This window comes from Nesterenkonia alba DSM 19423 (assembly GCF_000421745.1).
Classification (GTDB): domain Bacteria; phylum Actinomycetota; class Actinomycetes; order Actinomycetales; family Micrococcaceae; genus Nesterenkonia; species Nesterenkonia alba.
Map to the genome: position 1 here is coordinate 1 of NZ_ATXP01000016.1, position 24,127 is coordinate 24,127.

General features: G+C 64.3%; 20 protein-coding genes and 1 rRNA gene. 4 read left to right on the top strand and 17 right to left on the bottom strand.

From position 1 onward, the window contains the following. From H578_RS0110455 to H578_RS0110480, 6 genes are all read right to left on the bottom strand, one after another. A 16S ribosomal RNA gene (locus H578_RS0110455) occupies positions 1-83 on the bottom strand; the annotation flags it as partial. 478 nt (positions 84-561) lie between these two features. Continuing rightward, a complete protein-coding gene (tyrS, locus tag H578_RS0110460; RefSeq protein ID WP_022873629.1) occupies positions 562-1,872 on the bottom strand; it encodes a tyrosine--tRNA ligase in 1,311 nt (436 codons plus the stop codon). 15 nt (positions 1,873-1,887) lie between these two features. Then, positions 1,888-4,233, bottom strand: coding sequence for a HelD family protein (locus H578_RS0110465; protein ID WP_022873630.1), 2,346 nt, complete (start codon positions 4,231-4,233; stop codon positions 1,888-1,890). Positions 4,234-4,330: 97 nt separating this feature from the next. After that, complete coding sequence (locus H578_RS14805; RefSeq protein WP_022873631.1) at positions 4,331-5,026, bottom strand: DNA-3-methyladenine glycosylase; 696 nt, start codon at positions 5,024-5,026, stop codon at positions 4,331-4,333. 7 nt (positions 5,027-5,033) lie between these two features. Next, complete coding sequence (gene argH / locus H578_RS0110475; RefSeq protein WP_022873632.1) at positions 5,034-6,482, bottom strand: argininosuccinate lyase; 1,449 nt, start codon at positions 6,480-6,482, stop codon at positions 5,034-5,036. A 16-nt stretch (positions 6,483-6,498) separates the two neighbouring features. Then, positions 6,499-7,737 (bottom strand): argininosuccinate synthase, encoded by a 1,239-nt coding sequence (locus H578_RS0110480; RefSeq protein WP_022873633.1) that lies wholly within the window; start codon positions 7,735-7,737, stop codon positions 6,499-6,501. A 158-nt stretch (positions 7,738-7,895) separates the two neighbouring features. Here H578_RS0110480 and H578_RS0110485 point away from each other — a divergent pair, with 158 nt between their 5' ends. Further along, positions 7,896-8,342: an ankyrin repeat domain-containing protein gene (locus H578_RS0110485; protein ID WP_022873634.1), complete on the top strand. Its 447-nt coding sequence runs from the start codon at positions 7,896-7,898 to the stop codon at positions 8,340-8,342. Positions 8,343-8,360: 18 nt separating this feature from the next. On the opposite strand, the gene H578_RS0110490 is transcribed toward H578_RS0110485, so the two are convergent. From H578_RS0110490 to argC, 6 genes are read right to left on the bottom strand one after another with little or no spacing between them, the layout of a single operon-like run. After that, positions 8,361-8,867 (bottom strand): arginine repressor, encoded by a 507-nt coding sequence (locus H578_RS0110490; protein ID WP_022873635.1) that lies wholly within the window; start codon positions 8,865-8,867, stop codon positions 8,361-8,363. Further along, positions 8,867-9,841, bottom strand: a complete 975-nt coding sequence (gene argF / locus H578_RS0110495) for an ornithine carbamoyltransferase (protein ID WP_022873636.1) — start codon at positions 9,839-9,841, stop codon at positions 8,867-8,869. The genes H578_RS0110490 and argF overlap by 1 nt, the downstream gene beginning before the upstream one ends. Further along, entirely contained in the window at positions 9,838-11,169 is a 1,332-nt protein-coding gene (locus H578_RS14810; RefSeq protein ID WP_022873637.1) for an acetylornithine transaminase, read from the bottom strand. The genes argF and H578_RS14810 overlap by 4 nt, the downstream gene beginning before the upstream one ends. Further along, positions 11,166-12,287 carry an acetylglutamate kinase gene (gene argB, locus H578_RS14815; RefSeq protein ID WP_022873638.1) on the bottom strand — a complete coding sequence of 374 codons (1,122 nt, stop codon included), beginning with the start codon at positions 12,285-12,287 and terminating at the stop codon, positions 11,166-11,168. Before argB ends, H578_RS14810 begins: the two co-directional genes overlap by 4 nt. A gap of 7 nt (positions 12,288-12,294) precedes the next feature. Beyond that, positions 12,295-13,509, bottom strand: coding sequence for a bifunctional glutamate N-acetyltransferase/amino-acid acetyltransferase ArgJ (gene argJ, locus H578_RS14820; RefSeq protein ID WP_022873639.1), 1,215 nt, complete (start codon positions 13,507-13,509; stop codon positions 12,295-12,297). Further along, positions 13,506-14,537, bottom strand: a complete 1,032-nt coding sequence (argC, locus tag H578_RS0110515) for an N-acetyl-gamma-glutamyl-phosphate reductase (protein ID WP_022873640.1) — start codon at positions 14,535-14,537, stop codon at positions 13,506-13,508. Before argC ends, argJ begins: the two co-directional genes overlap by 4 nt. A 104-nt stretch (positions 14,538-14,641) precedes the next feature. On the opposite strand from argC, the gene H578_RS0110520 reads away from it, so the two are divergent. The 3 genes from H578_RS0110520 to H578_RS0110530 all read left to right on the top strand — a co-directional run bounded on the left by H578_RS0110520 (position 14,642) and on the right by H578_RS0110530 (position 17,876). Beyond that, complete coding sequence (locus H578_RS0110520; RefSeq protein ID WP_022873641.1) at positions 14,642-15,649, top strand: quinone oxidoreductase family protein; 1,008 nt, start codon at positions 14,642-14,644, stop codon at positions 15,647-15,649. Positions 15,650-16,008: 359 nt separating this feature from the next. Further along, positions 16,009-17,241: a sensor histidine kinase gene (locus tag H578_RS14825; protein WP_022873642.1), complete on the top strand. Its 1,233-nt coding sequence runs from the start codon at positions 16,009-16,011 to the stop codon at positions 17,239-17,241. Next, complete coding sequence (locus H578_RS0110530) at positions 17,238-17,876, top strand: response regulator transcription factor (protein WP_022873643.1); 639 nt, start codon at positions 17,238-17,240, stop codon at positions 17,874-17,876. Before H578_RS14825 ends, H578_RS0110530 begins: the two co-directional genes overlap by 4 nt. A gap of 20 nt (positions 17,877-17,896) precedes the next feature. On the opposite strand, the gene pheT is transcribed toward H578_RS0110530, so the two are convergent. From pheT to nadC, 5 genes are all read right to left on the bottom strand, one after another. Continuing rightward, the gene (gene pheT / locus H578_RS0110535) at positions 17,897-20,431 is read right to left on the bottom strand and encodes a phenylalanine--tRNA ligase subunit beta (RefSeq protein ID WP_022873644.1); all 2,535 of its coding nucleotides are present in this window, start codon (positions 20,429-20,431) and stop codon (positions 17,897-17,899) included. A 3-nt stretch (positions 20,432-20,434) separates the two neighbouring features. Further along, the gene (gene pheS / locus H578_RS0110540; RefSeq protein WP_022873645.1) at positions 20,435-21,502 is read right to left on the bottom strand and encodes a phenylalanine--tRNA ligase subunit alpha; all 1,068 of its coding nucleotides are present in this window, start codon (positions 21,500-21,502) and stop codon (positions 20,435-20,437) included. 70 nt (positions 21,503-21,572) lie between these two features. After that, a complete protein-coding gene (locus tag H578_RS0110545) occupies positions 21,573-22,082 on the bottom strand; it encodes a DUF456 domain-containing protein (protein ID WP_022873646.1) in 510 nt (169 codons plus the stop codon). Positions 22,083-22,103: 21 nt separating this feature from the next. Then, positions 22,104-23,273, bottom strand: coding sequence for a cysteine desulfurase family protein (locus H578_RS0110550; RefSeq protein ID WP_022873647.1), 1,170 nt, complete (start codon positions 23,271-23,273; stop codon positions 22,104-22,106). Beyond that, positions 23,270-24,109, bottom strand: a complete 840-nt coding sequence (gene nadC / locus H578_RS0110555; RefSeq protein ID WP_022873648.1) for a carboxylating nicotinate-nucleotide diphosphorylase — start codon at positions 24,107-24,109, stop codon at positions 23,270-23,272. The genes H578_RS0110550 and nadC overlap by 4 nt, the downstream gene beginning before the upstream one ends. Between the last annotated feature and the right edge of the window lie 18 nt (positions 24,110-24,127).

Below are 24,127 nucleotides of genomic sequence, written 5' to 3' on the forward strand. Positions count from 1 at the left end.
AAGCACAGGCTTCATCGTTCGACTTGCATGTGTTAAGCACGCCGCCAGCGTTCATCCTGAGCCAGGATCAAACTCTCCATCAGAAAACTGAAAAAAGAGAAAACCCTGCAACAACCACCACATCCCACCCTGCCGGAAAAACAAGGCCTCACAGGACATAACAGCTGCCACAAGATCAACAATCCAGGCTAAACACGACACACACCACGGGGGTGGCATGCGCCGCAATAACCAATCAAATAATTCATTGGTATCAACAAACTTGGCACACTATTGAGTTCTCAAACAGCGAGTACATCCGGCACCATCAGAAGAAAACCTTCTGAATCGCTCCGAAGCAACTTATCTAAGTTACCGCTCCTTAAGTGGCCTGTCAACTCGGTCTCTGACCGGTTTCGGGGCGCACTCTTCAAGGTAAAACCTTGAAGGAGCAGGGTCGGGGCGATGTGCCCCTGATCTGCGCCGGGTATGCGTCCCGGCGCAATGAATTACTGTACACACCTCTGTGGCAGTCTGCAAGCTAAGCCGTTACACCCCCGCGCTGACGGGGATATCAGGGTCTTAGGCACGCACCACAATGGCGAGGTTCTTCTTACCTCGACGCACCACAAGGTACTTGCCGTGGAGCCACGCGGAATCCGGAACGGGAGCTTCGGCGTCGTCGATCTTGACGTTGTTGATGGAAGCACCGCCCTGCTGGACTGCCCGGCGGGCTTCGGCACGCGTGCTGGTCAATCCTGTCTCGGTCAAGGCTGAGACAATCGTGACCTCCTCAGCAGAAAGCTCGGCAGTGGGAACTTCAGCGGCGATGGCCTCCAGGGTGGGTTCATCGATCTCGGCGATCTCCCCCTTACCGAAGAGAGCTTCCGCAGCAGCGATGACTTTTCTGGTGGCCTCTTCCCCATGAACCAGCACGGTGACATCCCAGGCCAAGGCACGCTGAGCTTCACGTTTAAAAGGCGTCTGCCGCACCGACTCGGCGAGTTCTTCGATCTGTTCTCTGGTACGGAAGGTGAAGACTTTAAGCCGCTCAATGACGTCGTCGTCGGCGGTATTGAGCCAGAACTGGTAAAAGGCGTATGGCGAGGTGAGCTCAGCGTCGATCCAGATGGCATTGCCCTCGGATTTGCCGAACTTGGTGCCGTCTGAGTTGGTGATGAGCGGTGTGCCCAGCGCGTGGACATGGGCGCCGGTCGCTTTGCGCACCAGCTCAGTACCGGCAGTGAGATTGCCCCACTGGTCCGACCCACCAAACTGCAGAGTGCAGCCGTGGTCCTGGTAGAGCCGCAAGAAGTCGTAGCCCTGCAACAGCTGGTAGCTGAACTCGGTGTAGGAGATACCCTCCTCTGAATTCAGGCGCTTGGCAACGATCTCCTTCTTAATCATCGTCCCAACCCGGAAATGCTTGCCAATATCGCGCAGCATTTCCAAGGCACCCACGCCCTGCCACCAATCAAGGTTATTGACCAGATGTGCCGCATTCTCCCCGTCAAAGGAGACGTAGTGCCGCAACTGCCGCTGCAAGCGTTTGACCCATTCCGAAACCACCTCCGGGGTATTGAGCACCCGCTCCCCCGATTCCCGGGGATCCCCAATGAGGCCGGTGGCTCCGCCAATCAAACCCAGGGGTCGATGACCAGCCAACTGAAGACGCCGCATGGTCAGTAACTGGACCAGGTGCCCGAGGTGCAAGGAGGCAGCCGTGGGGTCGAAACCGGCGTAATAGGTCAGCGGCTTCCCCGCCAGGGCCTCTTCCAGTGCGGTCTCATCGGTGGAGACGTACACGAGGCCGCGCCAGGACAACTCCTGGAAGATGTTGTCGAAGCTGGGGTCGTTACGCTGCTGGCTCAGCACAGGGTTCGTCTGACTCACGGCGTTGACTTTACCTCAGAAGCCCTCTGGTAGAGCCTGTGCGTGCAGTACCCGCAGTGATCGGGTCGGTCGGGTCAATGCTACATACAGCGGACCCACTGTTCCGTGGGCCTCAGTGATGAGTTCAGTGGGTTCGACCACGACGACCGCATCGAACTCGAGACCCTTGGCCTCATCGGCAGTCAGGGCCACGATGTCCTGTGTCATCGACCCGGCACCAGTGCCCAGACGCTGACCATAGGCTGCTGCCAGGGCGCTACGCACCGGGGTGATGAGCCGGTCGGGAACGATCACAGCCACCAGGCCCTCGCCAATGCGGGTGTGCTCGGCGCGGACCCCCTCAACCGCTGCCTGGATCAGCTCCTCGCCGGAAGCGACTGTTTCGATCACCGGTTCATAATCGCCCTCGCGCACAGTCCGCAGTGAGGTGGTCGGCAGTCCATGAGCCTCCGCCACCCGGGTGGCCAGGTCCACGATGCGCCGTGGCGTGCGGTAATTGACGGTGAGTTCCTCAATCCGCAGCCGGTCGTCATCAATGAACGGGGCAAATGCCGCTTTCCAGTCCCGCGCTGCCGAGGGTGAAGCCCCCTGTGCGGTATCCCCCACGGCGGTGAAGGACTTCAGCGGACAGCGGCGGAAGAGCACATGCCACTGCATCGCCGAGAGCTCCTGCGCTTCATCGACCACAATGTGCCCATACGTCCAGGTCCGGTCGACTCCTGCACGCTCAGCGGCCGTCATCCGGGGGCCGGTTTCTGTATTGAGCGCGACGACGTCTTCGGCGCGTACCACTCCATCGGCCCCGATATCTGCCAGGGCACCTTCGGTGTTTTCCAGGGCTTTGCGGGCATTCTCCAAGTCCTTTTCCCGCGTGGCCTGCTGCCGGGCTTCCTGGCGGCCGGCGGTTTCGTCGAGCTCGCCTAACAGTTCCGCGGCTTCGTCGAGCAGAGGAACATCGGCCACGGTGAATGCCGAGCCCGGATCCCGTTGCAGCAGGCAACGTTCCGCCTCGCTCAGCTGAGGAGCGACATCGGCCAGATACCCCGGTTTGGCGAAGAGGTCCTCGAGCAGCGCGGCGGGCGTGCGGGGCATCCAGCACAGGTTCAGCAGCACCCGCACATCCCGTGCGGTGCGTACATCTTCGATGAGGTAGCTGCGATCGGCCTCATTGCCTTCGCTGCGCGTGGTGAGGATGCGTTCGAGCTTGTCGGCGATCTCTTTGACCACGACTTTGACAAAGGTGGCCCGCGCTTCGTTATACGGCTTACCGGTCGCCTTAGCCCGTTCAATACCGCGGCTAATCATCTTAGGAGTCACCGTCACCGTGACCCCTTCGACCGTCACATCACGCGGGGCAGGAATCGTCCGCCGCCGGTGGGCGACAGCCGCTGCGATGATCTCGACCCAGTCGAGTCTGCCTTTGATCTCCGCGACGGCGGGGTTGGTCTCCTCAACTCCTCGCACCCCGGGGAAAAGGTCGGCCAGCGAGGACATCACCACCCCGGTCTCCCCCAAAGAGGGCAGCACCCGCTCGATATAGGACATGAAGGTGGAGTTGGGTCCCACCATGAGTACTCCGGCGGATTTCAGCCGTTCCCGGTGGGCGTAGAGCAGGTAGGCGGCCCGGTGCAGGGCCACTGCCGTCTTCCCGGTTCCCGGTCCGCCCTGAACGACCAGGACCCCGGAGCGCTCCGCTCGGATAATGCGGTCCTGCTCGGACTGAATGGTGGCGACAATATCGCCCATCTGGCCGGTCCTGCGGGCGGTCACTGCAGCAAGCAGCGCCCCGTCCCCGTGGTTCTCAGCTGTTTCCTCCAGTAGAGAGGTGTCGAGTACTTCGTCTTCTAAGCCCTGCACCTGACGGTGTTTCAGCAGCAGGTGGCGACGCCGGCGCACCCCTTGCCGATCGAAAGCAGTCGCTTGGTAGAAGACCCCTGATTCGGGGGCACGCCAGTCCAGCATGAGCCGTTGCCGGTCAGCGGAGGTCAGTCCGATCCGTCCGATGTACCGGCAGTCACCGTTATCCAGGTCCAGCCGACCGAAAACGAGTCGGTCATCAACTGCATTGAGTTGGGCAAGCCGGTCCTCGTACATCGTGGCGAAGGCGTCACGCTCGGAGATGTTCTGCATCGTGCCCACTGCGCCCGTGGCCCGGATCTTGGAGAGCTGCTGCTGGTGCTCGTAGCGCAGCTCATCGAGCCGGCGGTATAGCGCGGCCACGTATTCACGCTCCTGGTCGATTCCTGCTTCCAGGGGAGGCAGCGGGACAGAACCCGACGCTGTCTGGGCAGCGGCGACGTCGTGCCCAGTGTGTCCGTTGGCCTCGGCCTGGGTCTCAGGCGGGGTGTTGATGTCACTCATCCGGTGGCGAGACTCTTCCCGTTTCGGTAAAACGATCAGTCAATACTACGCCGTGCCAGGTAAACGGAAGGTTGCCGACCCCTCTCGAGTGGGGCGGTCAGTCATGGAACAGCTCGGTGGTCTTTTTGGCCAGATCGGCCGGAACTCCTTTGCCGGGGCGGTACCTGGAGACGGTGGGGTCTGCGGTGATCCAGAACCGCCACGGGAACTCCCACCCGCCGCCCGGTCCGGAGACCCCCACCCGAGGTCCTGAACTGATCGGGTACGATGACGCCCCCTTACTGAAGAGCTGAAACCGCACCTGATCTGCCCGCTCCCCTAAGGAAACCGGAGCCTCATCCTGGGTGATCGTCACCGGAGTTCCGTCCATCGGCAGGGTGATCCCCAGTCCTTGACCAAGCCGGCCTGGACCGGAGAGGAGCGCCGGACCGGTGTCTGTGCCACCGCGGCGGTCAACGGCGAGCTGCCGTCCGGCCACGACCTCACCGGCGCGCAGCAGAATCCCCCCGGCGACCTCTGCGCCGGCCACGAGGTTCAAACAAAAGTGGATTCCGTAACTGCGGTACACGTAGGCATGCCGCGGCGGCCCGAACATCGTCGCGTTGCGCGGAGTCTGACCGCGGTAGGCGTGTGAACCGGGATCCTCTCCGGCGTCGCCGTAGGCCTCGACCTCGGTGAGGCGCACTGTGACCTCTCCCAGCCCCGTGCTGACCCGCAGATGGCAGCCCAGTAGCTGTGGTGCGACTTCACGCGGGTGTTCCTCGAAAAGGTCGTGGAGTTCCTTGCTATCCATGGTGGGGTTAGCCCAGGGCGGAACGGAACTCCGCGACACGCTGCTTGGCGATCTCCATTTGTTCGGCGACCCGTACCGGTGCCGTCCCCCCGACGGCGTCGCGGGAAGCCAACGAACCATCCACGGTGAGGACCTCGCGCACCGCGGGTGTCAGGGCGGGGTGGATCGCGGCTAGTTCTTCATCACTGAGCTCGTGGAGCTCCTTCTCCGGGGTGTGCTGTTCGCAGACCCGCACGCATTCACCGGCCACCTCATGAGCCACCCTGAAGGGCACCCCTTGACGCACCAGCCATTCGGCAATGTCCGTGGCCAAGGAGAAACCCTGCGGCGCCAGTTCAGCGAGCCGCTCAGGATGGAATGAAAGGGTGGAGATCATCCCTGCCACTGCCGGAAGCAACAGACCCAGTGTGTCCACCGCGTCGAAGGCGGGCTCTTTGTCCTCCTGAAGGTCGCGGTTATAGGCCAGCGGCAGAGCCTTCAGCGTGGCGAGCAGCCCGCTTAAGTTCCCGATGAGCCGGCCGCTCTTACCCCGGGCGAGCTCGGCGATATCCGGGTTCTTCTTCTGCGGCATGATCGAGCTTCCCGTGGAGTAGGCGTCGTCGAGAGTGACGAAGCCGAACTCCTTGGTCGCCCAGAGGATGACTTCCTCGCTGATGCGGCTCAGATCAACCCCAATCATGGCTGTGACCCAGGTGAACTCAGCCACCAGGTCACGTGAGGCGGTTCCATCGATGCTGTTCTCTACCGGGCCGTCAAACCCCAGCTCCGTGGCCACCTGGGCGGGGTCGAGTCCCAACGATGAGCCCGCCAACGCCCCCGATCCGTATGCGGAGTACGCCAGACGCCGGTCCACATCCCGAAGCCGCTCAACATCACGCAGCAGCGGCCAGGCATGGGCGAGCAGGTGGTGGGCCAACAGCACCGGCTGGGCGTGCTGCAGATGCGTACGCCCTGGCATCGCCGCACCGGGGTGCCGCTCAGCCTGTTCCACCAGCGCTTCAACGACGCCGAGCACACCTTCGGCGATCTGGCGGGACGCATCCCGTAAGTACATTCGCACCATCGTGGCGATCTGGTCATTACGTGACCGGCCGGCCCGGAGTTTGCCGCCGAGCTCTTCGCCGGCACGCTCCAACAGGCCGCGCTCCAAAGCCCCGTGAACATCCTCATCCGAGGCCGCCGGTGTGAATGCTCCGGAGACGACGTCGTCTTCTAGACGTTTCAGTGCCGAGAGCATTCCGGCGAGTTCATCCTCACTGAGCAACCCCGCCCGGTGCAGCACCCGGGCATGGGCCCGGGAACCGGCGATATCGTAGCGGGCCAGTTTCCAGTCGAAGTGGGTCGACTTGCTCAGCGCGGCCATCACCTCGGCCGGTCCGGAAGCGAAGCGTCCGCCCCACAGGGATCCCTCATTGGTGCCGGCGTGACCACTGGCCGGTGTGGTGGAGTCCGTCATGCGTCGTCGTACTCGCTTACTTCGTCTCGACACCGTGGCCGGAGAGGTCCGGCTTACCGTAAAGACGTTCTTCCCGCTGGGAAGCCGTCCGGGAGGACAACCCGTAAATGTCGATGAAGCCCGGCGCCGAGGACTGGTCGAAGGAGTCGCCTTCGTCATAGGTGGCCAGGTTGAAGTCATACAGGCTGGTCTCGGAGCGCCGACCCTGGACAGTGGCACGCCCGCCGTGCAGCTCCAACCGGATCTCACCGGAGACGTATTTCTGGGTCTCATCGATGAAGACATCGAGGTTCTTCTTCAGTGGGGAGAACCACTGGCCGTCATAGACCAGCTCGGTCCAGCGCTGATCCACGGTCTTCTTAAACCGAGCCTGCTCGCGCTCTAAGGTGATGTTCTCCAGCTCACGGTGGGCGGCGATCAGGGCCATGGCTCCGGGAGCCTCATAGATCTCGCGGGACTTAATGCCCACCAGGCGGTCTTCGACAATGTCGATCCGCCCCACACCCTGGGCTCCAGCGCGGCGGTTGAGCTCTTCAATGGCCTGCAAGGCGGTGACCGCCCGCCCATCCAGTGAGGTGACGATCCCCTGCTCGAAGCCGATGGTGACGACGTCGGCCGCCGGCGGGAAAGCTGGGTCGTCGGTGTAGTCGTAGACGTCTTTGGTGGGGCCGTTCCAGATGTCTTCGAGGAAGCCGGTCTCCACTGCACGGCCCCAGACGTTCTGGTCGATGCTGAAGGGGTTCTTCTTGGTGGTCTCGATGGGCAAGTCGTGCTTCTCGGCGTATTCGATGGCCTTCTCACGGGTCAGGGCCAAGTCCCGCACCGGAGCGATGCACTTCAGCTCCGGGCCCAGAGTCTGAATGGAGACCTCGAAGCGGACCTGATCGTTGCCTTTGCCGGTGCACCCGTGGGCTACGGTACTGGCACCGAACTGCTGAGCTGCGGCCACCAGGTGCTTGGAGATCACCGGACGGGAGATCGCCGAGACCAGCGGGTAGGCATCCATGTAGAGGCCGTTGGCCTTCAGGGTAGGCATGCAGTACGCCTCAGCGAACTCATCCCGGGCATCGGCCACGTAGGCCTCCACAGCACCGCAGTCCAGGGCACGCTGGCGTACGGTCTCCAGGGACTCCCCGCCCTGCCCGACGTCCACGGCGACGGCGATCACCTCAGCTCCAGTGGCCTCGGCGATCCAGCCGATAGCCACTGAGGTGTCCAAGCCGCCCGAGTAGGCCAGCACAATGCGTTCGCTCACGTCAGTTCTCCTCCACACATCCGGGGTGCACCACCTGTGGTGGCGTCACAGATCGCCTCGAACCCACAGTCTACATAAATATTCCGCTGCACACATAAGTATCGTGCCACTGCGCTTCCCCTAGCCTACGTGCTGGACAGCCCGGATAAAGTAGAGCCATGGCCGACGACCCGCAGCAGCCCGATCCCGCCGACCCCGCAGGCCCCTCAGACCTCACCGAGGAGCAGCTGCAGTTCCTGGCGTCCCTGTTCGACTACGCCCGGGCAGGCAAAACCGAGGAACTGCTCGAACTCATCGACCGGGGCGTGCCGGTGGACCTCACCAATGACAAGGGTGACACCCTCCTCATCTTGGCCGTCTACAACGATCACACCGACTTGGCCCGCGGACTGATGGAACGCGGAGCCGATATCCACCGCGTCAACGATCGAGGCCAGACCGCTCTGGGCTGCGCGGTCTTCCGGCAGAACACCGAGGCCACCGAGCTACTCCTGCACGCCGGGGCGGATCCCACCCTCGGTCGGCAAAGCGCCTACAACGTGGTGGAGGTCTTCGGGCTCGAACAGATGCGCAGTCTCCTCGACGCCCACGCGCTGAAAAACTGAGGCGAAGCGCGCAAAAATCTACTCCGGGCTGTGCCCCTCTGCCAGCGATGTGAAATAACCTGCGACGTCGCCCCCTCCGGTAGGGCTGGTGGTGACCACCATAATCGTGTCGTCACCGGCGATCGTGCCGAGGATGTCGTTGCGTGCAGTGTGGTCAATCGCACTCGCTAAGAACTGAGCAGCACCGGGCGGGGTACGCAACACCACAAGATTCGCACTGGACTCCGCAGAGACCAGCAGGTCACGGCATAGTGCGGCGAGCCGAGCCGTCGTCGTCGACTCCGCCTGCTCTGCTTGTAACCTGCGGTCGGGCCCCTCTGAGGGGACCGCGTAGATGAGACTGCCGTCTTTGGCGCGGACCCGTGCGGCCCCGATCTCCACCAAGTCCCGGGAGAGCGTGCCCTGAGTGACGGTCACACCAGCCTCCGCCAGCCGCTGAGCCAACTCAGCCTGGGAGTGGACAGCGGAACGAGCAATTAATTCCCGGATCTTGGCGTGCCGTGCGGTCTTGGTGGTGGGAGTCATCAGCGTCGCTCGCCAGCCTTCACGGCCGCAACAGTAGCCTCATCCGCCAGTCCGGATTCCACCAGCAGCCACGCCATCAACGCCTTCTGGGCGTGGAGGCGATTCTCGGCCTCATCCCAGATGACGCTGCGCGGCCCGTCGAGCACCTCGGCGGTGATCTCCATCCCCCGGTAGGCGGGCAGACAGTGAAGCACGACGGCGTCCTCCGCGGCTACTTCCAGCGACTGAGCGTTGACCTGGTAGTCACCAAAGAGTTTCATCCGCTGGGGCTTCTCATCCTCCTGCCCCATGGAGATCCAGGTGTCGGTGGCCACGACGTCGGCCCCGGCCAGGGCCTTGGCCGGGTCGGTGGTGACGGTGACCTTCCCCCCGGTCTCGGCCGCGCGGTCCTCCCCGGCGGTGATGATGTGCTCCTGAGGCAGGTAGCCCTCCGGCCCGGCGATGCGCACATCCATCCCCGCATTGACCCCCGCCAGCAGATACGAGTTGGCCATATTGTTCGCCGCATCCCCAAGGTAAGCCAGTTTCAATCCGGCGAGCCGGCCTTTGTGCTCCCGGATGGTCAGCAGGTCTGCCAGCAGCTGGCAGGGGTGGTAGTCATCGCTGAGCGCATTGATGACCGGGACCCGAGAGTGCTGAGCCATCTCCTCCAGTCCCGCCTGAGCATAGGTACGCCAGATGATGAGACTGACCTGCCGGTCCAGGACCCGCGCGGTATCGGCAATGGACTCCTTGTGGCCCAGTTGTGCCTCACCGGGGTTGACGATAATCGGCTGCCCGCCCAGGTGGGCAATGCCAGAGGCGAAGCTAAACCGGGTCCGGGTGGAAGTCTTATCGAAGATCACCGCAGCGGTCTGCGGACCAGCGAGCGCCTTGACCTTATACGGCTGGGCTTTCACGTGCTCGGCAAGGCTCAGCACCCGATCGAGTTCTTCCGGGCTGAGGTCCAAGTCAGTGAGGAAGTGACGTGTCATACGAGCTCCTTCAGCGCTGCGGTGAATCGGGTCAGGAAGATCTGCGCCTCATCAGCAGAGAGGATCAGCGGCGGTGCCAGGCGCAGGGTGTACTCGCCGGTGGCGTTGATGATGAGCTGGTGGTCTTCCCGGGCGGTGGTGACCAGGTCTTTGGCGGGGGCCTGGCGGTGGCCGAACGCGGCGGCGGCCAGGTCCACACCGATGTGCAGGCCGAACTGCCGCACCTGGGCCACCTCTGGCAGGTTCCTCAACTGACCAGCGAGCTGCTCGCCCACCCGGTGAGCGTTAGTGAGCAACTCCTCTGACTGGATGGTCTCCAGGGTGATCTGTCCGGCCAGGGCCGCTAGTGGATTTCCACCAAACGTGGATCCGTGCTGCCCGGCCCCCAGCAGGGTGCCGTTCTGCGGACCAAAGGCCACCAGAGCTCCGATGGGCACCCCGGAGCCGAGCCCTTTTGCCAGGGTCATCAGATCCGGTGCCAGCTCGGCTCGCAGGGCGGCACCCTCGGTGTCCACACTGGCCAGCTCTCGGGCCACGCCGTGGAACCGGAACCATTCCCCGGTGCGTCCGATTCCGGTCTGGACCTCGTCATAGACCAGCAGAGCCCCGTGCTGACGGGTCAACTGGCGAGCCTGTCTGAGGTATTGCGGGCTCAAGGGACGGATTCCCGCCTCACCCTGGATGGGTTCTAGGAAGATTCCGGCGATATCGCCGGTGGGGTGACCGGTCCCCGCAAAGGCTTCCTCGAGTGCGGTGAGGTCGTCGAAGGGTAGGAACTCCACCCCGGGGATCAGCTCGCCAAAGGGTTGGCGGAAAGCTGGTTTATGCGTCAGGCTCAGGGCGCCGAGGGTCCGGCCGTGGAAACCCCCTTCTAAGGCGAGGATACGCTGCTTGCCGGTGTGCTCACGGTGCCGGAGTACGGCCTTAAGAGCTGCTTCATTAGCCTCTGACCCGGAGTTGGCGAAGAAAACTCGGGAGCCGACCGGTGCCTCAGCGGCGTTGATGAGCATTTCTGCTAAACGCATCTGCGGCACGGAGGTGAACAGGTTGGAGACGTGGATCAGTTGCCGTGCTTGGTCGCTGATGCCCTTCACCAAGGCGGGGTGGGCGTGGCCGAGGGCGTTGACGGCGATCCCGGCGAGCATATCCAGCAGCTTCCGGCCGGTGGAGTCAGTGACCCAGCATCCCGACCCGTGGGTGAGCAATTCCTGCGGGGTACCGAAAACCCCCATCAGCGACTGCTGGTAGCGCTGCTGCCAGGATGCCGCGGAGTCCAGTGCTTCCAGGCCAATGGCATCGGGGAAGGCACCCTGGGAAGCATCGCTCATGACCTGCTCGCTTTCTGGTCGGGGTAGTGAGGGGATTCTGCTGGGCTTACCTGGCGGGTGGTTTCCTGATGCTGCACTGGGCCAGCTGCCGCGACTGGGTCAGGTGCTGGGTCGGGCACAAGGAGGGTGCCGACTCCTTCGGCTGTGACGATTTCCAGCAGCATCGAGTGCGGCTGCCGTCCGTCCACGATGTGCGCCTGCGGGACCCCGGCCTCAACGGCCGCTAAGGCTGCGGTCATCTTCGGGATCATCCCGGACTCCAAGCTGGGCAGCATGCTGCGCAGGTCAGAGACGGTCAGTGCGGAGATCAGCGAGTCCCGATCGGGCCAGTTGGCGTAGAGACCCTCGACGTCGGTCAGCATCACCAGTTTGGCCGCTTTGAGGGCGGATGCTACTGCTCCGGCGGCGAGGTCGGCGTTGACGTTGAGAACTTCCCCGGTGGGGACGCCGTCGTCGTCGACTTCCGGTGCGATGGTGGAGATCACCGGGATCCGTCCGGCAGCAAGAATGTCTTCTACTGCGGCGGGCTCAACTCCGGTGACCTCACCGACGAGTCCCAGATCGGTGGTCTGCCCGTCGATCTCGACGGTTTTGCGCACTGCCTGCAGCAGCGCGGCGTCTTCGCCGGAGAGCCCGACCGCGTAGGGGCCGTGGGAGTTGATGAGTCCAACGAGTTCTCGACCCACCTGTCCGGTGAGGACCATGCGGACCACATTCATCGCTTCTGGGGTGGTCACACGGTGCCCGCCACGGAATTCACTGGCGATCCCGAGGGTGTCCAGCATGGCGTTGATCTGGGGTCCGCCACCGTGGACCACCACCGGTTTGACCCCCACGTGACGGAGGAAGACGACGTCTTCAGCAAAGGCCCGGCGCAGTTCATCGTTGACCATCGCGTTGCCGCCGTATTTGATGACGACGACGGCGCCAGCGAACTTCCGCATCCACGGCAGCGCCTCGACGAGCACTTCGGCTTTGGCGGCAGCACTGGCCAGGGTGGCGGCGTCCCGGGGTTGGATGCCGGCAGCGGCGGTGATCTCCGGCTCTGTGGCCCGCTGCCGAGCCGGACGCGGAGCTGCAGGCTGGGTGCTGTGTGCCGGTGGAGTGTTCTCTGACATATCCGCCTTAGGTGGAATAGGCACTGTTTTCGTGCACATAGTCGTGGGTGAGGTCGTTGGTGAGCACGGTGGCTTCTGCTCCGCCGGCGTTGAGATCGATGACGACCTCAACATCGCGGCCGCTGAGATCCACCTGACTGCGGTCCTCACCGATGCCCCCTCCGCGGCAGATCCAGACGCCGTTGACGGCGACATCAACCTCAGAGGGTTCGAAGGCAGCATCTGTGGTGCCCACCGCCGAGAGGATCCGCCCCCAGTTGGGGTCTTGTCCGAAGATCGCTGTTTTGAACAGGGCCGAGCGGGCAACCGCGCGGCTGACCGTTTCAGCCTGATCCTCTGTGGCCGCGCCCATGGTGCGGATCCTGATCTCGTGGGCAGCACCTTCGGCATCGGCGATGAGCTGGGCGGCCAAGTCGTGGCAGACCTGGGTCAGTGCCTGACGGAACGCTGTGATCTCCAGCGTCTCGGCCTCGGGGTGGGCTCCGGAGGCCAGGGCGATGACAGTGTCATTGGTGGACATGCACCCGTCCGAATCAGCCCGGTTAAAGGAGACTCGGACCGCATCGGTGAGCGCGGCCTGCAGCTCGGCAGGGGGCAGGGCCGCATCTGTGGTGATGACGGAGAGCATCGTGGCCATTCCCGGAGCTAGCATGCCCGCTCCCTTGGCCATTCCACCAATGGCGAACCCGGGCCCGGAAGCTGTGGCGGTCTTCGGTCGGGTATCAGTAGTCATGATGGCTTCTGCTGCGGCAGTGCCGGCCTGCGCATCGTCGCGAAGATCTGCAGCTGCCTGCTGGACTCCACTGAGCAGGGCGGGCATCTTTAGCCGCTCACCGATGAGCCCGGTGGAGCAGACCAGCACGTCCTGGGCGGAGAGGCCAAGGTGCTCAGCGGTGCGCTCTGCGGTGGTGTGGGTGTCCTGGAAACCTTGCGGGCCGGTGCACGCATTGGCACCACCGGAGTTGAGCACCACAGCGTCGGCACGCCCGTCGGAGATGGCTTGCCGGGACCAGAGCACCGGGGCGGCGGCGAAGCGGTTGGTGGTGAACACTGCCGCAGCGCTGCGCTGGGGTCCGGTGTTGACCACCAAGGCGACATCGGGTCCGCTGCTCTTCAACCCGGCGGTGACTCCGGCTGCGCTGAACCCTGCCGGGGCGGTGACCCCGTTGCCGGGCGCGGTGTTTGCACGTGCCGGGGGTGTCGTCGCTGAGTTTTCGGTCACGGTGCGACTCCTAACTGCCCGAGTCCGAGCGTTTCCTCCACACCGAGGGCCAGGTTCATCGACTGCACCGCTCCCCCGGCTGTGCCTTTGGTGAGATTGTCTGAGGCTGAGCACACAATGACGCGTCCGGCGCGCTCATCCACGGCCAGCTGCATAGTGACGTGGTTGGACCCTGCCACCTGTTGGGTGGCTGGCCACTGCCCGGCCGGTAGCAGGTGGACGAAGGGTTCGTCAGCGTACTGAGCGGTGTAGGTCTCCCGGAGGTCCCCTTCTCTCACTCCGGGGCGTAGCCGGGCGGTAGAGGTCGCCAGGATCCCGCGCGGCATCGGCGCCAAGGTGGGGGTGAAGGAAACCTGTACCGGGCTGCCAGCGGCCCAGCTCAAGCCTTGTTCGATCTCCGGGGTGTGCCGGTGGACGCCGCCGACGCCGTAGGGACTCATCGAGCCCATGACCTCACTGCCAAGCAGGTGGGGTTTCAGTGATTTCCCGGCACCGGAGGTACCGGTGGCCGCAACGATCACCACATCTTCGGGTTCTACGAAACCGGCAGCGAAGGCCGGGGTGAGCCCCAGCAGGACCGTGGTCGGGTAGCAGCCCGGAACGGCGATGCGGGTGGCGTGGCGTAGCACATGCCGCTGTCCGGGTAATTCTGGAAGGCCGTAGGGCCAGGTTCCCTGGTGTTCCGAGCCGTAGAAGCGTTCCCATGCCGCGGTTGATTCCAGCCGATGGTCGGCGGCAGCGTCGATGACGACGACGTCGTCGCTCAGCTGGGCGGCCACCTCACCGGAGGCTCCATGAGGCAGAGCGAGGAAGACGACGTCGTGGTCGGCTAGGACTTCAGCGGTGGTGTCCTCCACTGTGCGTTCGGCCAGGCTGAGCAGATGCGGTTGTACTGCACCGAGTTGCTGACCGGCACTGGAGTGGGCGGTGACCGCTCCGATCTCCACCTCGGGGTGAGTGGTCAACAGACGCAGGACTTCTCCCCCGGCGTAGCCGGAGGCACCGGAGACAGCGACGCGGTATGTCATGCACCCAGTCTTGCAGACTTATGCATCAGTATCAATATTTATGCACAAAGCTGATTGGCTCAGATAGTTCTCTCCGAGCGGGGTGCTTGGGTAACCTGTGGCACATGAGTGAGCCGACTGTCTATCCCGAAGATCTTCCGGATACCAATACCGTGGTGCGAGCCACTGCGGCCGGCGGGCCGGAGGTCTTCGAGTCCGCGCAGACTCCACTGCCCGAGCCGGGACCAGGACAGCTGCTGGTGACCACCGCCGCAGCCGGTGTGAACTTCATCGAAACCTACCAGCGCTCCGGCGTGTATCCGGTGGACTACCCCTTTGTCCCAGGAACTGAGGCTGCTGGACGCATTCTGGCCATCGGTGAGGGAGTCGAAGGCTACAGTCTGGGCCAGCGGGTCACCACCTGCGAGGCTGCTACCGGGACCTATGCTTCCCATTTCCTGGTCGATGCCGCCAAGGCGGTCGCCGTGCCCGATGACATTACCGATGAGCAGGCGGCCGCCTTGCCCCTGCAGGGGGCCACCGCCCACTACCTCATCAACTCCACCTACCGAGTCTCCCCCGGCCAGACGGTGCTCACCCATGCCGGAGCCGGGGGCGTGGGCCAGATTCTCACCCAGCTGCTCAAAGCCAAGGGTGCCCGAGTCATCACCACCACCTCCACCGAGCAGAAGGCGCAGATCGCCCAGGACGCTGGAGCCGACCACGTGCTCGGCTACGAGAATTTCGCTGAGGAAGTCCTGCAGATCACCAATGGTGAAGGTGTGGCAGTGGTCTACGACGGCGTCGGCAAAGACACGTTCGCCGGGTCACTGAAGTCCCTGGCCGTGCGGGGGATGCTGGTGCTCTTCGGTGGGGCCTCCGGACAGGTTCCGCCCTTCGACCTACAGGAACTCAACAAGGCCGGCGGACTCTTCGTGACCCGCCCTGCCCTGCACTGGTATCTGCGCAATGCCGAGGAACGCACCTGGCGATACACCGAACTGTTCTCCGCTCTCACCAACGGAGATCTCACCCTCAACATCGGGGCAACCTACCCCTTGGCCGAGGCCGGGCGAGCCCACGAGGATCTCGAGTCCCGGCGCACCACCGGCAAATTGCTGCTGACGCCCTGAACAGGGCTCACTCCCGAAGAGAAAGCCGCAGAGGAGAGGGAAGGAGCGGGCCACGCCGCCTGGGGTGACGTACGGCGTGACCCGCTCACGGGGTCCGCATGACCTGCCCTTGGAGGGGACGGAACGGGGGACGTTCAGGCCATGCTCACCGCCGAACACGGAGGTTTCAGCGGTGGTCTGGATCGCCAGCTAAGTTGCAGCCGCACGCTGCTTCCCGCTACCGATGACACCCAATCTACGCACCGGATGCCGCTGGTGACATCCGTCGGGAAGCGTCACCTGATGTCGCCTTGAGGCGACAGTCTGAATCTGCACTGTCCGACAGCGGCACACAGCTTGCGCTCTTTAGACTGAACCTTATGTCCACCAGTGCGCGCCGCCCTGTCCCTTTACCGGTGGGCCTGCGTGCCCGTCGCTGGATGGCCCGGCACCCCATGGTGGTGGACGCACTGTTGGCTGCAGCGGTCATGATCCTCATCAGCTGGCTCATTCACGCCGAACGTGGAGGTTTCCGCGCCCCGGATACGGGAGCCTATCTGTGCGCAGTGGCCTTGGGTGCCCTGCTGCTGGTGCGTCGTCGTGCTCCCCTGGTCGTTCTGCTGCTCAGTGTGCTGACCCTGGCGGTCTATATCGCTGCCGGCTACCCGAATATCGGCATCGGGCTACCGCTGGCTGCAGCACTGTATTCGGCGGCCGAACGGGATCGGCAGCACTGGTCGGTGACTGTCTCGACCACCTTGGTCTTCCTCATGTTCTTCTCTGCGCTGGCGACTTCGTTCATCCGGGAGACCGACACCAACCTCTTCTCGGTATTCATCTACAACTTCGCTCCCGATATCGCTCTGATGGCCGCTGTCATCGCCTTAGGTGACAGTGTGCGCGCACGCCGGGACCTCGCCCTGCGTTCAGCACGACTCATTGAGGCCACTGCCGAGCACGAACGGTCCCTGGCGCAGACCGTCGCTGCAGAAGAACGGACCGAGATCGCCCGAGAACTCCACGACACCCTGGGCCACCAGGCCACCGTGGTGAGCATGCACGCCGAAGTGGCCACCGCCGCGCTGCCGGAGAACCCCCAGGCTGCGGAACGTTCCCTGGCGGTCATTAGCGACACCAGCCGCCACATGATGAAGGAACTGCGCCACACCGTCCAGACACTGCGCGACCACGAGGTCCGCCGCCCCGAGCTCTCGGTCGATATGCTGCGCCGAACCGTGCTCGCCGGGTCCTCCCTGGACCTTCAGACAGATATCCGGATCTCCCCGGAGCTCGATGAAGACGTCGAAGCCACCGCATACCGCATCGTTCAGGAAGCTCTGACCAATGTCGCCCGCCATTCGCAGGCCCGTGCGGCGAGTGTACAGATCACCGAAGAGGACGGCCAGGTCACCATTGTGGTCCACGATGCGGGGCCCCGGCGTACTGGCACCGGAAACGGCACCTCCGGGGTGGGCATCGTGGGGATGCGGGAACGGGCCGCGGCCCTGGGTGGGCAGCTCGAGGCCGGGCCAGAGGGGGACGGCTTCTGTGTGCGTGCGGTTCTACCGTCCCGCCGGCCGGTGACCTCCGAGGCGCAGAAGGAACCAGCATGATCGGTGTGTTACTGGTCGACGATCAACACTTGGTCCGAACCGGTCTGCGGACCCTGTTAGAAAGTGACGCCGACATCGAGGTGGTCGGTGAGGCTGAAAACGGCCAACAGTGCCTGAGCCGGCTTCAGGCGCTGCGCCCCGATGTGGTGCTGATGGATATCCGGATGCCGGTGATGGACGGGATTGAAGCCACCGGACGGATCACTCAGTTGCCGTCAGCCCCCACGGTGCTCATTCTCACCACTTTCGACGACGACGATGAGGTCCTGCGTGCCATCCGCGCCGGGGCTGCTGGGTACCTCCTCAAGGACACCCCCGGGGTGAAGCTGCGCGAGGCGGTGCGGGCCGTGGCCCAGGGGGACCATCAGCTCTCCCCGCAGATCACCCGGAAACTGATGGAACATATCGCCGCGACTCCCGCTCGCACCGAGATCCCGGATCTCTCCGGTCTCACCAGCCGGGAACGAGAAATCCTCACTGCCGTGGCCCAGGGGTGGACCAACCAGGAGATCGCCGCTGAGCTGTATCTCAGCCCAGCCACCGCGCGTACCTATGTCAGCCGCATCCTCACCAAACTCGGCGCACGGGACCGCACCGAGCTAGCTATTTTGGCCCACCGCGCCGGTCTCGCCTGAACGGAGGGCGCTTCCTGTGGCTAACGCTGCACGGCCCCGTGACGCTGCGCTGCCAGGGCGACTGCGGCGTCGCGGGCTTCAGAGGCTTCCTCGGCGGTGAGTGTTCTGTCCGGGGCGCGGAAGCCCAGCGCGAAGGCCAGGGACTTCTTCCCCGCCTCGATGCCCTCACCGGAGTAGATGTCGAACAGTTCGATGCTCTCCAGTAAGTCCCCAGCCCCCTCAGCCAGCGTGGCCTGCAGTTCACCGGCCGGGAGACTCTCTGCCACCACGACTGCGACATCCTGGGTGGTCAGCGGGAAGGTGCTGATCGCCTCGGCGGTCACCTGATCCGGGGCGGCGGCCAGCAGTGCTGAGAGGTTCAGCTCCATCACGCTGGTGCGTTCGGGCAACTCCTCGGCTTCGATCACCTTGGGATGGAGTTCACCGGCGTAGCCGACTGGCTGGCCACCCCACCGCAGCTGCGCGGTACGGCCGGGGTGGAAGGCCTGGTGGGAGCCCTGGACCACCTCGAGGTCAACGTGCAGCAGCTCGGCCACATCACGTGCAGCGGCCACAGCGTCTGCCCAGTCCCGGGCTCGGCCGGCACCGCCCAGTTCAGCAGCCGGCTCCGTTCCGGTGACCACCGCGGCTACGTGCAACGGCTGATCCGGGATCCCGGCTTCCAGATCGCGGATCACGGCGTCACCGGGGTAGGCCCCCAGTCCGGGGATCTCCGCGGAACCATGCTGCTCACCGGGTAAGAAGACCGCCCCCGTTTCGTAGAGCGCCAGGTCCCTGAAGCCGCGGGAGATGTTGCGCCGCACCGTGTCCAGCAGCCCGGGCAGCAGGGTGGTCCGCAGGGTGGGGTACTGAGCGGCGATCGGATTGGCCAGTCTCACCAGCGGCAGCGGCTGACCAGCATCTGCCCGGCCGAAGAGCTCATTGGCCTCCACCGAGTAGAACGGGTAGTTCAGCACCTCGGTGAATCCGGCAGCCGACAATCCCGCAGAGACGGTACGACGACGTCGCTGGTGAGCGGTCAGCCCCCGTCCGGCAGGTGCCACCGGCAGTCGGGAGGGGATCTGGTCGTAGCCGACCAGCCGGGCGATCTCCTCCACCAGGGCCTCAGGGATGGTGATGTCCGGGCGCCAACTCGGCGGAGTGACTATCAGGGCTCCGTGGTCTTCACGCACCTCGGCCCCGATCTCGGTGAGGGTCTGGATGATCTGCTCACGGCTGAAGGCAATACCGGTGAGCCGCTGCGGCAGCTCAAGCTCCAGGGTGATCGGCTCCGGCTGCCGTGGCTGCCCGACTTCGGTCACCTCCCCGGTGTCGGTGCCGCCGGCGAGGTCGACTAAGAGGTCGACCGCCCGCTGGGCAGCAATTGCCTGCAGCTGGGTGTCGACTCCACGTTCGAAACGCTTGGAGGCTTCCGATGGCAGCTTGTGTCGGCGTTTGGATCGCGCCACGGTGATCGGGTCAAAGTGTGCGGCTTCGATCACGATGGTCGTGGTGGCTGCACTGACCTCGGTGCTGGCCCCGCCCATGACTCCGGCGATGCCGATGGCTCCGGTGTCATCGGTGATGAGCAGGTCTTCGGGGTGGAGGTCCCGCTCCTTGCCGTCCAGGGTGGTGAGCTTCTCCCCTGCCTCAGCCCGGCGGACTCGGATGGGGCCGGTGAGCTTCTCGGCGTCGTAGAAGTGCAGCGGCTGGCCCAGTTCCAGCATGACGTAGTTGGAGATGTCCACCGCCAGGCTGATCGGGCGCATCCCGGCCAGGCGTAGCCGGGAGGCCATCCACGGCGGGGTGGGCACTGTAGCGTCCACTCCCGTGACGGTGCGGGTGACGAAGGTGCTGCACCCGGGCACTGAGTAGATGGGTGCGGCGTCGTCGATCTCCACCGGGTACCCGGGCTGGGTGTCTTCCGGCAGTGTCACACTGCAGGCGGGGTCGGTGAAGTCTGTGCCGGTCGCGTGACTGTACTCCCTGGCCACTCCGCGAATACTGAAGGCGTAACCGCGGTCGGGGGTGACGTTGATCTCGGCGGCGGTGTCGTAGAGGCCCAGCAGTTCCAAGGCGTCGGTGCCGGGTTCGGGGTCCAGTCCCAGGGTGGAGAGCACCAGGATGCCGTCGTGGTCCTCTCCGATGCCCAGTTCCTTGACCGAAGCAATCATTCCGGCCGAGAGATGCCCGTAGGTCTTCCGCGCACTGATGCGGAAATCTCCCGGCAGCACGGCACCCGGAAGGGTGACGACGACCTTGTCGCCGACCTCGAAGTTGTGCGCACCGCAGACCACACCCTGGATGCCGGAGGGGTCGATGCCATCGCCGGTCAGGCTTTGCTGCTGACCTTCGGGAACCACCCGGACCTGGCACCAGTTGATGGTCTTGCCGTTGGACTGCGGCTCTGGCGTCTTGTCCAGGACTTCACCCACCACGATCGGGCCGGTGAGCTCCGGGGTGTGGACATCCTCTTCTTCCAGACCAACTTTGACCAACTCGGCCATAAGGTCCTCAGCACTACCCTCAGCGGGGAACTGAGTGTACTCCCGGATCCATGACAGTGGGATACGCATGCCTCAGACCTCCTGTCCGAATCGCTGGCTGAACCGGATATCGCCTTCAATCATGTCGCGCATATCGGAGACTCCGTTGCGGAACATCAGGGTGCGCTCCACGCCCATACCGAAAGCGAACCCGGTGTACTCGGGATCCTTGACGCCGGCGGCGGCGAGCACATTGGGGTTGACCATGCCGCAGCCACCCCATTCGATCCACTGAGGGCCACCCTTGGCGTGTGGATCCCAGACGTCCATCTCTGCCGAAGGTTCGGTGAACGGGAAGTACGAGGGGCGCAGTCGGATGGCTGCCTCAGGTCCGAACATCGCCCGGGCGAAGTGCTCCAGGGTGCCCTTCAAATCCGCCATGGTCAGCCCCTTGTCCACAGCCAGACCTTCGAACTGGTGGAAGACCGGGGTGTGGGTGGCATCGAGCTCATCGGTGCGGAACGTCTTACCGGGGCAGAGCACATAGACCGGCAGATCCCGCTCCAACAGGGCACGGACCTGCACCGGCGAGGTGTGCGTGCGCAACACCAGATGGGATTCGGCCGGCTCGACGAAGAACGTGTCCTGCATTTCCCGGGCCGGGTGGTCGGGGTCGAAGTTCAGCGCATCGAAGTTAAACCACTCCGATTCCAGCTCAGGGCCTTCGGCGATCTCCCACCCCATGGCGGTGAACACATCGGCAACTCGCTCCTGTAGCACATTGAGCGGGTGGCGGGCACCGGGACGACGACGGCGCGGCGCCGCTGTGACGTCCACGGTCTCCTCCACGAGCACCCGGGCCGCATGTTCGGCCTCTAGTACCTCGGTTCGGGCTGCCAATGCTTTCTGAATCCGCCCGCGAGCGGCCCCGAGCAGTTTGCCGGCTTCCTTCTTCTCATCCTTGGCGAGTTCTTTGATCCGCCGGTTGGCCAACACCACAGGGGCTTTGTCCCCGGTGTGGGCGATGCGGGCGGCCTTGAGCTGCTCGAGGTCCTCGGCGGCGTCGAAGGCGGCAATGGCCTCAGTGACGCAGCGTTCAATGGCGCTCTCATCGAGAGGGTGCGGCGCCTGGGGCTCCTCTGGTGTTTCGGAGGTGGGCATACTGCTCCCGTATCGAGGGTGGGTCGGTGTAATCCCGGACAGTTTATGCCACCCGGTGGGCGGCTCGGCGTCAGAGGAAATGAATCAGCGTGCCGATGAGGAAGGCGCTGACCGCACATCCGGCCAACAGGAATTCAATGACGATACCCAGGCCCATCGCACGCAGGGCCACCATGCTCGCTCGGGCTGCCTCCCCAGCCTGATGGTCGCGGCGGAAGTACTCGGCACCAAACAGCCCCACCGCAAAGCCCAGGAAAAGCCCCAGTGGCGGTAAGAGCACCAGACCCACCAGGGCAGCAGCCAGGGCCACCAGGATGGGTCCGCGTGGGATCTGCTCGCGGTGCAGGGCACGCCCCGTCAGCACGGTGGAGGCACTCCAGCCGATACCAGCCAGCACCACTCCGATGATCGCGGCGGTCCACGCCGCCGGCCCACCCAGCAGCACAGCCCAGATGAGCAGCGTGAGGATGATGACGAGGCTTCCCGGAATCACCGGCAGGATCACTCCGGCGGCACCCAGCAACAGGATCAGTCCGGCAATGACAGTGGTTAGCGCCTCGGCGCCCGTGGACTCCAGCATGCACCCAGTCTCCCTTATCCGCTACTGCCTCTTCGATGCCTCATCCCCCGATGGTGATCCCACCCCAGGGCTCACACTGGCGGCAAGTGCCTCAGCCGCAGTAACCAGCTGCTCAACTGGAGTGCCTGGCCCCCAACTGAACCGCAGTGCCGTCTGGGCTACCTCTGGGCTGAAGCCCATTGCGGTCAGTACCGGGCTGGGGGCCTCATCACCAGCGTGACAGGCTGAACCGGAGGAACAGAAGATACCCCGGGCTTCCAGGTCAAGCAGCAGAGACTCCCCACTGCGCCCGGCGATGACAAAAGAAGCATGACCAGGCAGTCGCCGCGTGCGGTGCCCGGTGAGTCGAGCACCGGGCACCGTCATCTCGACCCGTTGGATGAAGGCATCACGATGACCAGCCAGCTGCTGGTTATCCTCTGTGTCCGCCCGTTGCAGAGCGGTGGCCAGGCCCACAGCTGCGGCAACATTCTCGGTACCGGAACGCAGCCCACGCTGCTGCCCACCCCCGTGCATCAGCGGCTCATAAGGAGTCCTGCGACGCAGATAAAGCGCTCCGATACCTTTCGGGGTGCCCAGTTTGTGTCCGGAAAGACTCATGGCCGAAACCCCGAGCCCGGTGACATCCAGTGGGAGGGCTCCGGCCGCTTGGACCGCGTCGGTGTGGAAGGGAACACCACGCTCGGCAGCGATTCCGGCCAGGGTGGGAATGTCCTGAACGGTACCCACCTCACTGTTGGCGTAGTGGATGCTGACCAGCAGGGTGTCCTCTCTCAGGGCAGCGCGCAGATCCTCAGGGTCCACCAGACCCGCAGAGTCGACGGGCAGCTCTTCGACGGTGATACCGAAGCGTGTCAGCCAGTGTGCTGCCTCACTGACTGCCGGGTGTTCGGCTGCCGAGATCAGCACGTGAGCGCCCTGACTCTGGCCAGGGGCTAACTGGGCTAAGACGATGCCTTTGATGGCGGCGTTATCCGATTCGGTGCCCCCGGAGGTGAAGACGATCTCGGCGGGTCGTGCTCCCAGCTGTGCAGCGACTGTTTTCCGCGCTGCGGCCAGCGCCTGCTCTGCGGCGAGCCCTGGCTCATGGCGGGAGGCCGGATTGGCGAAGCCGCCCGTGAGGTGGGGCCACATTGCTTCGAGGACTTCGCCACGTACGGGGGCGGCTGCGGCGTCGTCGAGGTAGATCACAGGGTGATGTCCAGCCCGAGGTCCACGGCGCGGGCACTGTGGGTCAGCGCTCCGACGCTGATGAGGTCGACTCCGGTCTTGGCGATGGCGCCTACGGTGTCCAGTCGGACTCCGCCGGAGGCTTCCACCAGTGCCGCCCCGGCGATCGTCTCAACTCCTGCGGCGAGCTCGTCCAGAGAGAAGTTATCCAGCATGATGGTGTCTGCTCCCCCGGCCAGCGCCGCGGGGATCTGGTCGAGACGGTCAACTTCGACTTCGATGTGGGTGGTGTGCGGTAGCTGAGCCCGAGTCGTGCGGATCGCCTCAGTGAGGTCGCCGGCGAGGGCTAAGTGGTTGTCTTTGGCCAGGACGGCATCGGAAAGGCAGAACCGGTGGTTGTTTCCACCGCCGCAGCGCACAGCGTAGCGTTCCAGTGCGCGTAGTCCCGGTGTGGTCTTGCGGGTGTCAGTAATGCGGGCCCCGGTGCCGTGGACGGCTGCGACGTACTGAGCGGTCAGTGTGGCGATCCCGGTGAGCCGTTGGATGAGGTTTAGGGCCGTGCGTTCGCAGGTGAGGATGGCCCGGGCCGGACCGGTCACCGTGGCCAAGTGAGTACCGGCGTCGAACCGTTGACCGTCGGTGAGGTGGCCGACGACGTCGACTCTGTCGTCTCTGGCGCGCATCGCTCGGGTGAAGACTTCGGCTCCGGCAAGTACTCCGGACTCGCGGGCGACGAGCTGAGCTTCGGCGGTGGCCTCTGCTGGCACGAAGGCCTCGGTGGTCAGATCCCCGAAGGGAACGTCTTCGGCCAGGGCCAGAGTGATGACTCGGTCGATGGCCGCAGTGCTGAGTTCCATACGTCGTGGGTTCCTTGG

Bases quoted from the DNA above. Each gene is read 5' to 3' on its own strand.
- H578_RS0110465 (WP_022873630.1), bottom strand. From the start codon at position 4,233: ATGAGTGACATCAACACCCCGCCTGAGACCCAGGCCGAGGCCAACGGA.
- H578_RS14805 (WP_022873631.1), bottom strand. From the start codon at position 5,026: ATGGATAGCAAGGAACTCCACGACCTTTTCGAGGAACACCCGCGTGAA.
- argH (WP_022873632.1), bottom strand. From the start codon at position 6,482: ATGACGGACTCCACCACACCGGCCAGTGGTCACGCCGGCACCAATGAG.
- H578_RS0110485 (WP_022873634.1), top strand. From the start codon at position 7,896: ATGGCCGACGACCCGCAGCAGCCCGATCCCGCCGACCCCGCAGGCCCC.
- H578_RS0110490 (WP_022873635.1), bottom strand. From the start codon at position 8,867: ATGACTCCCACCACCAAGACCGCACGGCACGCCAAGATCCGGGAATTA.
- argF (WP_022873636.1), bottom strand. From the start codon at position 9,841: ATGACACGTCACTTCCTCACTGACTTGGACCTCAGCCCGGAAGAACTC.
- H578_RS14810 (WP_022873637.1), bottom strand. From the start codon at position 11,169: ATGAGCGATGCTTCCCAGGGTGCCTTCCCCGATGCCATTGGCCTGGAA.
- argB (WP_022873638.1), bottom strand. From the start codon at position 12,287: ATGTCAGAGAACACTCCACCGGCACACAGCACCCAGCCTGCAGCTCCG.
- argC (WP_022873640.1), bottom strand. From the start codon at position 14,537: ATGACATACCGCGTCGCTGTCTCCGGTGCCTCCGGCTACGCCGGGGGA.
- H578_RS0110520 (WP_022873641.1), top strand. From the start codon at position 14,642: ATGAGTGAGCCGACTGTCTATCCCGAAGATCTTCCGGATACCAATACC.
- H578_RS14825 (WP_022873642.1), top strand. From the start codon at position 16,009: ATGTCCACCAGTGCGCGCCGCCCTGTCCCTTTACCGGTGGGCCTGCGT.
- H578_RS0110530 (WP_022873643.1), top strand. From the start codon at position 17,238: ATGATCGGTGTGTTACTGGTCGACGATCAACACTTGGTCCGAACCGGT.
- pheT (WP_022873644.1), bottom strand. From the start codon at position 20,431: ATGCGTATCCCACTGTCATGGATCCGGGAGTACACTCAGTTCCCCGCT.
- pheS (WP_022873645.1), bottom strand. From the start codon at position 21,502: ATGCCCACCTCCGAAACACCAGAGGAGCCCCAGGCGCCGCACCCTCTC.
- H578_RS0110545 (WP_022873646.1), bottom strand. From the start codon at position 22,082: ATGCTGGAGTCCACGGGCGCCGAGGCGCTAACCACTGTCATTGCCGGA.
- nadC (WP_022873648.1), bottom strand. From the start codon at position 24,109: ATGGAACTCAGCACTGCGGCCATCGACCGAGTCATCACTCTGGCCCTG.